The following is a 14587-nucleotide window of genomic DNA, read 5'->3' as shown; positions in this document are numbered from 1 at the left end:
GATGAGTGTGGACACCAGAACACCCCGCACACCTACGGGGGACCGCTCGCCGGGATTCCGCTCCGGATTCACTTCCGGGCCCGACGACGCTCCCGCGCTGAGCATGGTGAAGGTGCCGAGCGATCCGGCGCAGGTCATCGTCAACCACGCGAGTTTCCGCGTGCAGTTGGGCGTATCGACACGGCGTGCCCAATCTCCCCGGGTCGCACGGCACCTGAGCGCCACCGAGGACACCGCGCGCATTCCGGTCGCCGGCCCGGCGGGCAGAGCGGGGGCGGCGTCCGGCCGTCGCCGCCCGCTCGTGTGGAGCGGCAAGTCCGCGCCCGACGACACCGGAGCCCACCGGCTGCTCCAGGCCGTCCGCGGCGGCAGCGTCCGGTACGCCGAGGAATTTGTCGAACCGGCCGGCGCGACCCAGGTCATCCCGCGCGTCGACGACGGCTACGGCGACCTGGATCGGACCGTCGAGACCCCGCTGGTCGGCCATCCGCGCTCCCCGGCCTCGGGCGAGTCCCGGCTGCTGCCGCCCATGCGGACGACGGGCAGCGCCTACGACGAACCGGCCTACGACGAACCGGCTTACGCCGACGACGAGTTCGAGGACTTCGAGGAGCCGTCGTCGACCAGGCGGCACGGCGACGACCCGGCCCGGCACGCCTACTACCCCGGCCGCCGGATGAACCTGGGCGTGGTCCTGCTCCCGCTCCGGATCTTCCTCGGCTTCATCTCCATCTACGCCGGCATGGGCAAGCTGTGCGACCCCGTCTACTTCGACGGCGGCAAGCGCGGCTCCATGGTCACCTGGCTCAACACGCTGCACCCCTGGGATGTCGCCGAGCCGCTGCGTCAGTTCGCCCTCCAGCACCCGGTCGGCTCCGGCCTGGTCATCGCCTTCTTCCAGGTGATCGTCGGCGTGCTGACCGTCCTCGGCTGCTGGCAGCGGGTGGCCGCGGTGGTCGGCGCGCTGCTCTCCGCCGCGCTCATCGTCACCGTCAGCTGGAAGACCGTCCCCGCGTACGACGCCCCCGACATCATCTATCTCGCCGCCTGGTCCCCACTGATCATCGCCGGCGCCCCCGTCTACTCCGTCGACGGCCGCCTCGCGGGCAGCGCCTGGCGACGCCTGGGCCCGCACTCCGACATCTGGGACCTGCGCGCCTACGTGCTCCGCCGCGGCGCCCTGATCACCGCCATCACCATCGGCCTCACCCTCCTCGTCGGCTCCCTCCTGGGCGGCGCGGTCCGCGACTCCAGCCGCGTGGTCGTCCCCGGCCCCGGCGAGGCCCCCCGCAACAACCTCCCGGGCTCCCCGCTGCCCGGCGAATCGGCCAGGAGCCACGCGAAGACCCCGTCGGCTCCCGCGTCGCCCTCCGGGGGCGCCACGGCCGGCGCGAGCCCCTCCGGGGCGGCGACGACCCCGGGCGCCGACCGCACCACGAGCGGCGCCACCAGCACGACCCCCAGCCAGACCCAGGGCACGACGGGCCAGGCCCCGCCGCAGCACACCGCGCCCGCACCGACGACAGCCGGCCCCACGTCCGGCGGCTCCACCACGGGCGGCTCAGCCCCGACCGGCGGCACGGGCACCGGCACCGGAAGCACCGGCGGCGGCTCGACGTCCTCGGGCCAGCCGGGCCTGGTGGGCGGCTTGCTGGGCTAGCACGGCCACCTCATGGTGATGGGCCCCACGCCCTGCGGCGTGGGGCCCATCACCATGAGGAAAGAAAGAACATGAGGAAAGAAACAAGGAGGGTGACCGGGAGGAACGGCCGTAGCCCTTCTCGGTCTAGCGACCCAGCGCCGCCAGTTCCTTCGCCGCCTCCGTCAGGTCCTTCGCCGTGTCGATCGCCCGCCAGTACGCCCCCTGCGGAATCGGGAACCCGGCCAGCCGCCGGCTCCGGGCGAGGTGCGGGAAGGTCGTCCGCTCGTGGTCTCCCCGCTCGGGAAGCATCTCGGCGAATTCGGGCGAGAAGACGTACACACCCGCGTTGATCTCGAACGTCGACGGCGGCGCCTCGATGAAGTCCGTGATGTGCCCGAAGCCGTCCGTCTGCACCGCGCCCCACGGGATCCGCGGGCGGGCGAGCGCGAGCGTCGCCACCGCGTCGCGCTCCGTGTGGAAGTCGGCCATGTCGCGCAGCGAGAACCGCGTCCAGATGTCGCCGTTCGTGGCGTACCAGGGCCGGTCGGTGTGCGGCAGATGCGCGGCCGCGTACCGCAGGCCGCCGCCCCGGCCCAACGGCTCGCTCTCCACCACCGTGGTGACGGAGAGGGGCAGGTCGGCCGAGTCCAGCCACTTCTGCAGGACGTCGGCGAGGTGGCCGCAGGAGACCACCACGTCCGTGACGCCTTCCTCGGCGAGCCAGGTCAACTGGTGGCCGATGATCGGCGTGCCCGTACCAGGGATCTCGACCATCGGCTTGGGCCGGTCGTCGGTGTACGGACGAAGCCGTGAGCCCTGGCCACCGGCCAGGACCACGGCTTGAGTGGGGCGCAACGCGGCGTTCGGATGGGTCATGCCCCGAACTGTACGACGCGCCCCGGGCTCGGCCTCCGGCCGTAGGACAGCCCTTAAGGAGCTGTTACCCGCTTACCGGCCGGTGTTCAGCTGTGCGCGGCCAGCACGCCGGACGCGAAGGACGTGTCGCACACCGGGCGGGCGTACGACTGGGCGCGCGAGGCGCCGTAGATGCGCACCGCGGCCCGGCCCAGTGCGCGGGCGATGGACGAGCAGTGCTGGGCCAGCGACGGATGGCCGTTGACCGCCTGCTGGAGGTGGGTGAGGACCTGGCCCGGGTTCTTGTCCTGGAGCTCGGTCATCAGCTGCTCGCGCAGGACGTCCTGGGGGGCCCGCGAGACGGCCTTGGAGGAGACGTCGGCGTCGGTCACGTCGGTCGCGGTGAGCACCGAGTTCCGCGGGCTTCCCGTCCAGTTGACGCGGGTGACGGCGAGGGTCCCGGAGAGCACCAGGACGACGGGCAGGACGAGGGCGAGAGTGCGGCCGATCCGGCGGGCAGGGCCGCCCCGATGGCCGCGTCGCGTCTGAGGGGTGGTGGAGTGCTTCACGCGTGTGAGGGTAGCGTGCGGTAATGATTTGGCGACATTTAGTCACCGGTTCGGGGGATGGAGAAGTGCCCTGTTTCGGGTACGGGGTTGACGTACACGGCTCGAAAACCACCCGCTTGCCGGGGTAAATCGGGGCAACGGAAAGGGCCCCGCAGCTGGCTGCGGGGCCCTTTCCGTCAACCTGGGGAAGTTCACCCTGGTCAGAGGTTTCTCTGCTTGATCGGTCCGCCGGATCGCGGTCCTTCGGATCGGTCAGTCAGATCGGCCAGCCGGATCGGTCCGTCGGGCCGGTCGGTCCGTCGGGTCGGACCGCCAGATCGGCCAGCCGGATCGACCGGTCAGTCGGAGAGACGCTCGCCCGTGGAGGTCGAGAACACGTGGGTCTCGCCCGGCCGCGGCACGACGTGCAGCGTGGCGCCCTTCTCCGGGACCGCGCGGCCGCTGACGCGGACGACCAGGTCCTTGAGGTCGTCGCCGACCTTGGCGCTGCCGTAGACGTAGCCGTCGGCGCCGAGCTCCTCGACGACGTTCACGGAGACCGCGAGGCCCGCCGGGGCGTCCTCGGTGTCCTTGGAGAGGGCGGAGGCGGCCTCGCCGTTGTGCTCGACGATGTCGAAGTGCTCGGGACGGACGCCGACGGTGACCGTGCGGTCGCCCTTGTCGGTGGCGGCCTGGATGGCCTCGCGGTTGACCGGGACAACGCTGTTGCCGAACTTCACACCGCCGTCGGTGATCGGGACCTCGACCAGGTTCATGGCGGGGGAGCCGATGAAGCCGGCGACGAAGAGGTTGGCCGGGCGGTCGTACATGTTGCGCGGCGAGTCGACCTGCTGGAGCAGACCGTCCTTGAGCACGGCCACCCGGTCGCCCATCGTCATGGCCTCGACCTGGTCGTGGGTGACGTAGACGGTGGTGATGCCCAGGCGGCGCTGGAGGGACGCGATCTGCGTACGGGTCGAGACACGGAGCTTGGCGTCCAGGTTGGACAGCGGCTCGTCCATGAGGAAGACCTGGGGCTCACGCACGATGGCGCGGCCCATCGCGACACGCTGGCGCTGACCGCCGGAGAGGGCCTTCGGCTTGCGGTCCAGGTACTCGGTGAGGTCGAGGATCTTCGCGGCCTCCTCGACCTTCTGCCGGATCTCCGCCTTGTTGACGCCGGCGATCTTGAGCGCGAAGCCCATGTTGTCGGCGACCGACATGTGCGGGTACAGGGCGTAGTTCTGGAACACCATGGCGATGTCCCGGTCCTTGGGCGGCAGGTGCGTGACGTCGCGGTCGCCGATGCGGATGGCGCCGCCGTTGACGTCCTCCAGGCCCGCGAGCATCCGCAGCGAGGTGGACTTGCCGCAACCCGACGGGCCGACCAGGACGAGGAACTCGCCGTCCTCGATCGCGATGTCGAGGCCGTCGACGGCGGGCTTGGTGGAACCCGGGTAGATCCGGGTCGCCTTGTCGAACGTGACAGTGGCCATGGCTCAGAGGCCCCCTTCTACCGGCAGGAACGTGCCGGACGATCCGTTGTAGGAAGGTGGTTGGTGTAGTCCACGTGAGTGAACTGGCTCTGGACGGTACCCGGCGTTCACCCCGTATGTCAGTACCTGGACCCCTGTGAACTTCGCGGAAATTTTCGACAGGGCCGGCTCGGGAGCTGGGTACACTGCATTGGCACGCATCCGGGATGCCTGCACGCCTCCTTAGCTCAGCTGGTCAGAGCGCCGCTCTTGTAAAGCGAAGGTCGTCGGTTCGAATCCGACAGGGGGCTCTGGCGAGGCCAGGTCACATAGCCTGTGACCTGGCCTTATGGCGTATGTGCCAGCTCGCGTCACCTGTCGAGAACGCAGCGGGTCGGTTGCCGACGTGAGGGAGGACGCTCGGGTGGATGTCCCGGGTGATCCGGGTGTCGCTGTCCCCGAGCGTGTCCGAGGTGATCTTCGGGGCCACGAGGCGGAAGCCGCTGTCGGTCTTCGGCTCGGACGCTTCGACCTCCCACCCGTCGCGGACGTGCCGGCCCGTGACCCTGCAGTCCGCTATTCCCCTGCAGGCCGCCACCGTGCTGTCTCGCGAAGCGTGATCCATATGGACCAGCCTGTTATCACGCAGGCGATCGCCATGACGATGGAAACCGCCACGCCCGCCAGGGGCAGAGGAACGCCCTGCGCGTTGATCGGCGGCTTCAGCATGGGCAACGTGAGGAGAAGCGCAAAACCCGCGCCGGCCGCTACGGCGATCGTAAAGCCGCCGAGGAAAACCAGGAGGGTCGTTCGGACGAATACTCGTCGGCTGCCCGCAATCACCACTACCGGTGCCATGGACCGGCCGAATCGAAGGAACTCGGCCATGCTCGCGAGACAGGTCGTGAACGCCAGCAACATGACGGTACCCAGTGCGAAAAGAGGCAGCCACCAGCCCTGCTTCTGGTAGAGAGCGAGACCTGATGTCCATTCGGTCCCCGGGGGGTCCGCGGTCCATCCGGGCAGTAGGTGAGCATTGGCCAGTCGCTTGATCTCAGGTCCGGACACTTTCTGTCCGGGCTGGGCGACGATGTACACCCAGGCGAGCCCGTTCGGGGACGTCACCGGGCCCACGGTCGTCGCCACGTCGGCCGGGCGGCCCGAGGTGGTGACGGAGGCCAGGGCACGTCCTCGCGCCGACGTCGTGTTGGCCGTGGTGACGCTCACCTGTCGTCGAGCTCCGGGCAGCGGGAGGCCCGCCTGCTGCAGTGCCGCCCGCGAGCCACTGATCTGCATGGTCAGCTGTCCGGCCACCGGGGAGCTGGGCTCATACACCGCCAGTTCGGCGAGTCCGTCAGGCAACGAGTCGACGAAGGAACGGAGTCGCTGGGCAGAGTTCCTGTCGACCCCCTGGACCTTGATGACCGAGTCCGACAGCACCTGCTGCACCTGACGTGCGCCGGCTTCGCTGGGACTGACTCTGTTGTTCCAGGTGTACAACTGGGCGGAGACGCCCAGGACCATGACGACGCTGACGATGACTCGGGCGAGAGCCGCCGGCTTGGTCGCCAGCCAGCGTCCGGCCAGCAATGAGGAAGCGCTGGAGGACCGGCGACCCCACGCGGCCAGCGCCTTTCCGCAGCGAGCGGTGAACAGCGCCAGTGCTGAGGGCAGTGAGCACAGTGCGAGCAACGCACCCACGGTGTAGGGCACCAGGAAGAGGAACTCGTTGTCGTCGAACCCGAGCAGCCCGGGACCGTAGAAGGCGACGCCCAGAGCGAGTGGACACAGCCACGCCGCGGTGCGCAGGAGCGACCGGCGGTCCCGTGCGACCGGCCGCACATGAGGTGACACCGACATTCGAGGCTGCACGGTCAGGGCCACGGCTGTGACGACGACTGCCGCGGCGATGGCACAGGTGTAGAGCGAGGTTGCATGCTTCTGCACATAGCCTGCGGTCATGACGTAGTCGACGCCGGGGAGAGGCCAGTTCGTTCCTTGGTAGATCCACAAGGCCAGGCAGGCGAGGGCGCTGCCGACAAGGACGGGGGGGCCGGCTTCTCCGAGGTCGATCAGCAGCCGGTGGCGGCGTCCCATACCCAGGGCATGCAGCACGGCCTGCCGTCGGTCCCGGGCTGCCGACCCGGTGCGAGCGGCGATGACGGTGAGGCACAGGGCGGGAGTGAGCCACGTCGCGGCGATCAGGACGTAGAAGCCCGTGGCCGGTTGGACGGACGCCGGCTCGCCGAAGAGCATTCCGGCGGCGTTTCCCCACCCCTTGACGTACAACCCTTCTTTCACGTGACCGGTTGGCCGCACATAAATCAGGTGTTCGGCGGTACTTGCCAGGCCGTCGGCCTCGAACGGCACGTCCATCGAACCGAAGCGGGTGGCGATCTCCTCGTCGGCACCGGCCGCAAGAGCACCGTAGGAGACGGCGGAGTGCCCGGGTGCGGGCCAGGAACGGAGGCCTGGCGGCGGTGTGGCGTTCTCGGTGAGGGGCTCCACGTAGATGACGGAGTACTGTTCGCCCCCGATGGTGTCGAACGACTCCTGCCAGCGTGCGATCGCCTCGGCTTTGTGTGACTCGGACACCACCTGCGGACTGCGAGCCGCTTGAACGGTGTCGCGTCCTTCGTAGGTGGCGACGACTACGACGTATGCGGCCAAGGAGACAGCGACCGCGAAAGTGGCGGCGCAGAGGGCGACCAGGCGGAGCCGTCCGCTCTCCGTACCCAGTGCGGCGCTGCGGCCGATGCGCAGCAGGGCGTTCGTCAGTCCGGTGGAGGTGCGAGCCGCTTTGTGTCGCCTCATTACGCTACAGCCCCGCCCTGAGGCAGCAGTTGCCCGTGTCGCAGTTCCAGCTGCCTGTCCGCTCGCGCTGCCACCGAGGCATCGTGAGTGACCACGAGGAGCCCGCAGTTCCACCGCGGCGGGAGGGAAAAGAGGAGGTCGGCCACGCTCTCCCGATTGTCCTCGTCCAGCGCTCCAGTTGGTTCATCGGCGAGGAGCAAGGCCGGCTCGTTGATCAGGGCACGAGCGAGCGCCGTTCGTTGCCGTTCACCTCCGGACAGGTCCGCGGTGTCGCAGTGGTACACGGGGACGCCCAGCTCTGTCAGCAGCTCTTCCGCGCGCTGGTATGCGGCCCGTCTGTCACCGCCCTTGAGAAGGGCAGCCAGGGCGACGTTCTCCACAGGGGAGAGTTCGTTGAGCAGTTCGGCGAACTGAAAGACCATGCCGATGGTGTCGCGGCGATGACGCGCCAGCTTTCCAGTGCTCAGGCGTGTGATGTCCTTGCCTGCGATCTCGATCTGACCAGCCCTTGGCCTGACCAGCCCGAGCAGGCACGCGAGGAGGGTGGATTTGCCGCTCCCGGACGGGCCGGTGATGGCGACGGACTCGCCCGCCCGGATCGTGAGCTCAGCCGAGTCGAGCAGAGTGCGACCGGGGATCTCGTACTGCAGACCAACCGCTTTCAGGACGCGTTGGGTCGTCGGTGCCGAAGGGCCCGGGAAGGAGGTTGCGGGAATCATTGGCGCTTTCTGGGGAAGGGGGAACAGCACCGCATCCCCCGGAGAGCTGCAGGCTCCGGGGGATGCGGGCATGAGACCGTTAAGTCCGTGTTGTCGCTTCTGGCTCGTACTCAGCTAACCCAGGCGCTGTACTTGTCGGCGCCCGTCAGCTCCTGCTCCTCGATGCGGGCCTTCAGGATCGAGCTGCCGGTGTCGCTCGAGTTGCACGTGTATGAGCCGGTCTTCACCCAGATCGTGCGCAGGGTGCTGGAGCTGGCGGAACGGTAGTACTGCACCGCGACGGAGTGGTTGTCCGTCGAAGAGTCGCAGACCTGAGCAACCGCCCGGTTGTAGTAGGTGTCGGCGTAGCCGGCGCCATCCATCGAGACGTGGATCTCGGCCGCCGCGGCCGGGGTCGCAATGGCTGCCCCGCCACCGACGATCAGTGCGGCTGCGAAAAGCTGCTTGACGTGCATCAGGTACTCCTTTGGAATGCCGTACAAAAACACACCGAAGTTCTGGTGAACACTTGTTCCCACTCCGGCGCAGCCGCCAAGATCGCATACATGTACTTGACGTGTCCACACAGATCCGCACGAGGGGGAATCGGGGGGAGATGTGCGGGTGTTCTGTGAGGTTTCGCCGAGTTTCGGGTTGGGGCGGCGGGTCGGCCGCTGATCACGCCGAGGAGCAGCCAGTACCGCCCGACGCGCGGGTCGTGGCCGTCCTCCAGCCGCCGCAGCCGCCAGGAGCGGGACTACGGGTCGTCCTCACGGTTGGCGAACTCCGTGTAGGCGCGGACGAGCCCGTCGACGAAGGGTCGGGCGTCTGGGGAGTCCGGCTCGATCCCGGCGTGTCGTCGGTTGAGCAGCTCGACGTGCAAACAGGCGCAGAAGGACTGCGTCAGTGCGTTGTCCACGCAGTCTCCGACCGAGCCCATGGAGGGCGGGGATCTCGGAGGCGGCGTTCAACTCGGGCGGTACTCGGGTCCGTGGCGTTACCCGGTCCCGCCAACACGCCTACCGTGCTGGAATCGGGATTCCCTGCCCGCCCCGGGGGCACGTCTGCGTTCGGATACTCCAGGGCATGCCTACCGCCTGGAACGTCGCTTGGCATGGCGGGGTATCAGCAGGGTGACGCAGGTTCCCTCACCTGGGGCGGAACCGACGTGGAGGTGCCCGTCCAGCAGGTGGCCGCGCTCGTGCATGGCCGACAGCCCGGTTCCTGTGGAGGTCACCGTGCGGAGCGCGGACGGGTTGACCGGTGTGGAAGGTGGCTGGTCCATCCCGCGGCCGTTGTCCCTGACCGCCACACTGATCGCGTGGTCGTCGCTGTCGAGTTCCACGAGAAGGTGGCTCGCCTGAGCGTGTTTGACCGCGTTGTTCACGGCTTCCTGCACGATGCGGTAGACGTGGGCCTGGGCCTCCGGCGACAGTTCGTCCTCAAGCCCGTGCCACTCCGCTCCGACGCGCAGCTCGACGTTCAGTCCGAAGGTGTCCTCGGTGCGTTGGCACAACGTCTCAAGAGCGGGCGCGAGTCCGAGCTGATCGAGGGCGAGAGGCCGCATTTCCACGATCAGGTGCCGCAGGGATGTGATCTGGTTCGCGATCAAGCTCTGTGCCTGGTCGATGGCCTCGTTCATGGCGGCGGACTGGGCCGTGCCGGCGGCGGCGGACAGAACGATCTGAACAGCGGCCAGTTCTTGAAGGGTCTCATCGTGCAACTCACGGGCCCAGCGCCGCCGTTCTCGTTCTTCGCCGTCGCTACGGGCGTGAGCCCGTTCCCGCGCGAGATCACGGCGGCGCGCTACCGCACTGCGGCCGAGCATGACGGCGCAGCCGATCAGCAGGAGAGGCACGATGTTCAGGCCGTTGAAAAGCGGCTCCTTGGTCATGCGAACCAGCTGTGACACGGCGAGTATGAGTGCGAGCCCGCACAGCGCCGCCAGCCATGCCCTCCGGACGGCGTTGCTCAGTGCCGCCGCGACGATGAGGGCGACGGCGGCGCCGAGGGAGAAACGCATCACCCAGCGAGGCTGCTGCTGGAGGACCTCGACCGCGAAGGCGATGACGAGCAGCGTGGCGCCGGCGGCCTCCATGACCGGGCCGGCCTTGGCCCGTGGCCTGCTGTTCATCCCAGCAGTCCGCGCTCGCGAGCGGCGGCGATGAGTTCCGCCCGTGTCTCGGTCCCGAGCTTGTCCCGAATCCTGGCGCGGTGGGTCTCCACCGTCCGAACGGAAACGTAGAGACGTTTCGCGACCTCCTGGTTGGTGTGGCCCAGGGCGAGCAGCGAGAGAACCCGAAGCTCGCGCGCTGTCAGAGAGACATCCGCAACGGCACCGGGAGCGCCGGCGTCCGCGATGGCCAGTCGGGCGCCCATGGCAGGTTGGAGGTATGTGGCTCCCTGAGCGACCTGGCGAGCCGCACCGACCAGTTCCTCCGCCGCCGCCTCCTTGAGCAGATATCCGGCCGCTCCGATCCGCAGGGCCGCGCGGGCGAATGCGGGATCCTCCTGCATCGTGAGGATCAGAATGCGGGTACCGGGTGACGCCGCGAGCAGGTCGGGGATCGAGGGTAGGCTGGATTGTCCCGCCATGGTGAGGTCCAGGACCAGCACGGACGGCTGCTCCTCCGCCACGGCCTGCACGGTCTCCGGGACCGTCGAGCTCTCGGCGACGATCTCGAAGGACTCGTCCCGGGACAACAGCGCGCGCATGCCCGCACGGACCACGGGGTGATCATCGGCGATCACCACGCTGAGACGTGACACAGCCTCCACCCCCCCCGCACAGCCTCCACCCCCGGCACAGCCTCCACCCCCGGCTCGGCGCGGTTGGCATTCATGGGAGCAAAGGTACTGCGTGAGGCCGGTCGGCCCGGGCTCCGGGGATGGGCGGAGCGATCGGGTGAACCCTGAAGCGGGGTGCCGAAGTGGCGGATGCCGAAGCGGCGGGTGCGGGAAACCCGAAGGACGACTGCGGACGGACACTGAGGCCCCGAAGGGTGTCGGAGCATCACGATGGCTGGTGGGAGACCTCGGTCGGGCGCGAAGCGCCGGCCGGCCGACACGGACAGAACGGTTCACAGATGATCGACAGGCGTACCTTCGGCAAGGTCATCGGCGCGGGCGCGGCGGGAACGGCTGCGGCATCACTGGTCGGCCTGAGCGGCCCCGCGGCTGCGGCGTCCTCGTCCTCCGGGCCCGGCGCCGAAAAGGCGGCGACGGCGCTGCCGCCGGACTCGGGCGACAGGTCCTTCCCGATGCTGAGGCAGGTCAGGGCGGGCGAGCTCAGCGTCGGCTACGCCGAGGCCGGCCCGGCCGACGGACCAGCCGTCATCCTGCTGCACGGGTGGCCGTACGACATCCACAGCTACGTGGATGTCGCGCCCCTGCTGGCGGCCCGGGGCTACCGAGTCATCGTTCCCTACCTGCGCGGACACGGCACCACGACCTTCCTCTCGTCGACCACGTTCCGCAACGCGCAACAGTCGGTGATCGCCTACGACATCATCGCCCTGATGGATGCCTTGAGGATCAAGAAGGCCGTGTTCGGAGGCTTCGACTGGGGGGCGCGGACCGCCGACGTCATCGCCGCCCTCTGGCCGAAGCGGTGCAGTGCTCTGGTCTCCGTGACCGGTTACCTGATCACCAACCGGGAGAAGAACAAGCTGCCGCTGCCGCTGCCGCCTGCGGCCGAGTGGGCATGGTGGTACCAGTACTACTTCGCGACCGAGCGTGGCGCGCTGGGCTTTGAGAAGTACCGGCACGATTTCGCGAAGCTCATCTGGCACAACGTCTCCCCGTCGTGGAACTTCGACGACGCCACCTTCGACCGCACGGCGGCGGCATTCAACAACGAGGACTACGTCCCCATCGTGATCCACAACTACCGCTGGCGGCTGGGCCTGGCCGAGGGCGACCCCCGCTACGACGGTATTGAGGCACGCCTCGCGGCTGCGCCAGCCATCGGGGTGCCGACCATCACTCTCGACGGGGAGCTGGATCCCTTCACCCCGGCCGGCGACGGCGCGGCATACCGGGGCAAGTTCACGGGCCCCTATGACCACCGGACGCTCAAGGGGATCGGCCACAACGTGCCGCAGGAAGCCCCCGAAGCATTCGCCCGAGCCATTCTCGACGTCGACCGATTCTGACCAGCCGTGTCGCTTCTGCTGCGGTACAAGTCGTCCGACAAGGAAGGCGAAGCCCACCAGGCTGCCCGGCGCCGAGCCGCGGTGTCTCACAACTGAGGAGGACGAAATGACACCTGAGAAGACAGGCTTCTCGGATGCCGCCGATACCGGGCAGCGTCCCTGGTTCGGTAAGTTGCCGGAGCGCATTCGGCCGGAGCAACTGGTGGAGGTACAGCCCGCCACGGTGCCGGATCCAGCCAGGGATACGTACAGTTCCGACGACTGGCTCACCCGTACCTGTCTGTAGATGGGCGCCACGCCGACCGGTCACCTACGACTTGCCACGTGCCGGATGCTTTGTCCATGGCGGATCCGTACCGGCATCCCGGCGAGGGAGGCGACCCAGAGGACCGGCGACGTGAATTCGCTGCTCGACCGCATGCGTTCGGAGATCGCTGAGGCCCGAGCAGTGGTGATCATGTCAACCGCCGTGACCGCCTGGAACAGTGTCCCAGAGTGCGCAAAGCGCACGTTCTGATACACCTCTGACGCGTCGCGAGGCGGAAACACTGGAACCCGGCGACCGGCAACCGCATGATCCCCCCAGGAGGCTCTCTATTCGTTCTCGCAGCGCTGCCGTGCCGCGAGGAGTGCGATGTCGTCCTCGCAGATTCCGCTGGTCAGCTGGGTCAGCAGGGTGTCGACCAGGTGCTCCAGGGAGCCGTCCGCCGGCAGGCTCAGTTCGGTGAGTCCGCGGATCGCGTCGTCGATGTCCGCGCCGCGCTGTTCCACCAGGCCGTCGGTGTAGAGCAGCAGGACCGCGTCCGGCTCCAGGGAGAACGTTGTCATCTCGTAGTCGCCGAGCTCCGTGCCGAGAGGCGGTCCGGCGGTGAGGTCCAGGACCTCGGCGCTGCCGTCCGGGCGGAGGACGACGGGTGGCAGATGGCCGGCCGTGGACGCGGTACAGGTGCCGTGCTCGGGGTCGACGAGGACGAGCAGGCAGGTGGCGACCCGGTCGAGGCCGATCCGGGCGGCCCGGCGGTCCGCCTCGCCCAGCATCTCGTCGACGGGCAGACCGGAGGCGGCCACGGTGCGCAGCACGGAGCGGTACTGGCTCATCGCCACCGCGGCCTGGAAGCCGTGCCCCATCACGTCGCCCATGACCAGCAGGGTGCGGCCGCCCGGCAGGGCGACCGAGTCGTACCAGTCGCCGCCGACCAGCGCGCTGCGACCGGAGGGCAGATAGCGGGTGGCCACCTCGACGCTGGGGTGCGGGCGGTCCGGCTCGGAGAGCAGGGCGCGCTGGAGCTCCAGGGTCATCGTGTGCTCCCCGGTGTAGCGGCGGGCGCTGTCGATGGAGGTGGCCGCGCGGGCGGCGACGCCCTGGGCGGTGAGGACGTCGTCCTCGCTGAAGGGGGCGGAGTCGCCGCCGCGCAGCAGCATCACGGTGCCGACGCTGCGGCCGGCCGTGGGCAGCGGCACGATCAGGACCGAGTGCATGCCGGCGGTGCGGAAGATCTTCACGTATTCGGGATCGGGGTTCACCTTCTCCAGGAGTTCCTCGGAGGCCATGTTGCTCAGCCACGGCCGTCCGCTGTCCATGCAGTTGCGGGTGACCCCGCCCCGGGGAAGGTCGACGTAGGGTTGCGGGCCGCCGAGTCCGTGCAGGTGCAGCTGCACCTCCGGCGCCGCGGTGAGCTTCATCTTCCGCAGCCGCAGCACTCCGGGCGGCGGCGGGGGCGCTCCCAGGAACTCCTCCTCGACGATCCCCACCGCGGCCACGTCGGCCAGCGACGGGGAGAGGAAGTCGGCCAGTTCGGCGCAGGTGGTCTCGACGTCGAGGGTCGTACCCACCCGGGTTGCCGCGGCGTCCAGCAGGGCGAGCCGCTGGTGTGCGGTCTCCAGGTCGTCGAGGTACTGGCGCAGGTTGCTGACCTCGACGCCGATGCCGCACACGCCGATGACCCGGCCGTGGGACTCCAGCCGGTGGAAGACCGAGCGCCAGATCCTGCGGCCCACGGGTGAGGGGACCAGCGTTTTCCCGGTCACGGTCACCTCACGCGGCTTTCCGTCCGCCAGTACCTCGATGAGGACGTCGTCGGGTGTCTGGACGTCGGGCAGCACCGAGCCGAACTTCTTGCCGACCCAGTCGGCGGCGGGGACCCCGGTGACGGCGGTCCAGGCCGGGTTGACGTAGGTGTAGCGCAGATGCTCGTCGACGATGACGACCGGGGCGGAGGTGCCTTCGACGATCTGCCGCAGAAGGCCGCACTCACAGGGCCTGTCCACGCCGTCGACGTGGGATTCCGGTGTCATCGCCGGTGGAGTGTCCGTGGTCTCGGGGAAGAGCCACGCCGACGGGAGTCGTTCAGCGTTCACCTGGTCTCTCCTGCCCGTCCGGGCCTGGGCGGTCCCTTTCCCA

The 14587-nt window shown here is 68.9% G+C and carries 13 protein-coding genes and 1 tRNA gene; 4 read left to right on the top strand and 10 right to left on the bottom strand.

The window, feature by feature from the left end:
• Position 1 precedes the first annotated feature (1 nt).
• Complete coding sequence (locus tag AB0D59_RS06400) at positions 2-1660, top strand: DoxX family membrane protein (RefSeq protein WP_362561468.1); 1659 nt, start codon at positions 2-4, stop codon at positions 1658-1660.
• 126 nt (positions 1661-1786) lie between these two features.
• On the opposite strand, the gene AB0D59_RS06395 is transcribed toward AB0D59_RS06400, so the two are convergent.
• The 3 genes from AB0D59_RS06395 to ugpC form a co-directional block, all read right to left on the bottom strand.
• On the bottom strand, positions 1787-2518 hold the full coding sequence (locus tag AB0D59_RS06395; RefSeq protein WP_362561466.1) for a nucleotidyltransferase family protein: 732 nt from the start codon (positions 2516-2518) through the stop codon (positions 1787-1789).
• A gap of 86 nt (positions 2519-2604) precedes the next feature.
• Positions 2605-3066, bottom strand: coding sequence for a hypothetical protein (locus tag AB0D59_RS06390; RefSeq protein ID WP_351709132.1), 462 nt, complete (start codon positions 3064-3066; stop codon positions 2605-2607).
• Between the two features lie 338 nt (positions 3067-3404).
• Positions 3405-4541: a sn-glycerol-3-phosphate ABC transporter ATP-binding protein UgpC gene (gene ugpC, locus AB0D59_RS06385; protein WP_362561464.1), complete on the bottom strand. Its 1137-nt coding sequence runs from the start codon at positions 4539-4541 to the stop codon at positions 3405-3407.
• Between the two features lie 216 nt (positions 4542-4757).
• Here ugpC and AB0D59_RS06380 point away from each other — a divergent pair.
• A tRNA-Thr gene (locus AB0D59_RS06380) sits at positions 4758-4831 on the top strand.
• 265 nt (positions 4832-5096) lie between these two features.
• On the opposite strand, the gene AB0D59_RS06375 is transcribed toward AB0D59_RS06380, so the two are convergent.
• The 6 genes from AB0D59_RS06375 to AB0D59_RS06350 form a co-directional block, all read right to left on the bottom strand.
• Complete coding sequence (locus AB0D59_RS06375) at positions 5097-7190, bottom strand: hypothetical protein (RefSeq protein ID WP_362561463.1); 2094 nt, start codon at positions 7188-7190, stop codon at positions 5097-5099.
• A 143-nt stretch (positions 7191-7333) separates the two neighbouring features.
• Positions 7334-8053, bottom strand: a complete 720-nt coding sequence (locus AB0D59_RS06370) for an ABC transporter ATP-binding protein (protein ID WP_362561460.1) — start codon at positions 8051-8053, stop codon at positions 7334-7336.
• A 110-nt stretch (positions 8054-8163) separates the two neighbouring features.
• The gene (locus AB0D59_RS06365; RefSeq protein ID WP_362561458.1) at positions 8164-8508 is read right to left on the bottom strand and encodes a hypothetical protein; all 345 of its coding nucleotides are present in this window, start codon (positions 8506-8508) and stop codon (positions 8164-8166) included.
• Between the two features lie 281 nt (positions 8509-8789).
• Positions 8790-8951, bottom strand: coding sequence for a hypothetical protein (locus AB0D59_RS06360; RefSeq protein ID WP_362561456.1), 162 nt, complete (start codon positions 8949-8951; stop codon positions 8790-8792).
• Positions 8952-9122: 171 nt separating this feature from the next.
• Positions 9123-10166, bottom strand: coding sequence for an ATP-binding protein (locus AB0D59_RS06355; RefSeq protein ID WP_362561453.1), 1044 nt, complete (start codon positions 10164-10166; stop codon positions 9123-9125).
• Positions 10163-10801: a response regulator transcription factor gene (locus AB0D59_RS06350; protein ID WP_362561451.1), complete on the bottom strand. Its 639-nt coding sequence runs from the start codon at positions 10799-10801 to the stop codon at positions 10163-10165. The genes AB0D59_RS06355 and AB0D59_RS06350 overlap by 4 nt, the downstream gene beginning before the upstream one ends.
• 317 nt (positions 10802-11118) lie before the next feature.
• On the opposite strand from AB0D59_RS06350, the gene AB0D59_RS06345 reads away from it, so the two are divergent.
• Positions 11119-12186, top strand: coding sequence for an alpha/beta hydrolase (locus AB0D59_RS06345; RefSeq protein ID WP_362561449.1), 1068 nt, complete (start codon positions 11119-11121; stop codon positions 12184-12186).
• A gap of 106 nt (positions 12187-12292) precedes the next feature.
• Positions 12293-12472: a hypothetical protein gene (locus AB0D59_RS06340; RefSeq protein ID WP_362561446.1), complete on the top strand. Its 180-nt coding sequence runs from the start codon at positions 12293-12295 to the stop codon at positions 12470-12472.
• A gap of 308 nt (positions 12473-12780) precedes the next feature.
• Here AB0D59_RS06340 and AB0D59_RS06335 read toward each other — a convergent pair whose 3' ends face one another.
• Positions 12781-14544, bottom strand: coding sequence for a SpoIIE family protein phosphatase (locus tag AB0D59_RS06335; protein WP_362561444.1), 1764 nt, complete (start codon positions 14542-14544; stop codon positions 12781-12783).
• Positions 14545-14587 lie beyond the last annotated feature (43 nt).

Origin of the sequence: Streptomyces sp. NPDC048417 (assembly GCF_040651615.1) — a bacterium.
Classification (GTDB): Bacteria; Actinomycetota; Actinomycetes; order Streptomycetales; family Streptomycetaceae; genus Streptomyces.
The sequence above is the reverse complement of the archived record's forward strand: the minus strand, read 5'-3'. Positions and strand labels throughout refer to the sequence as shown.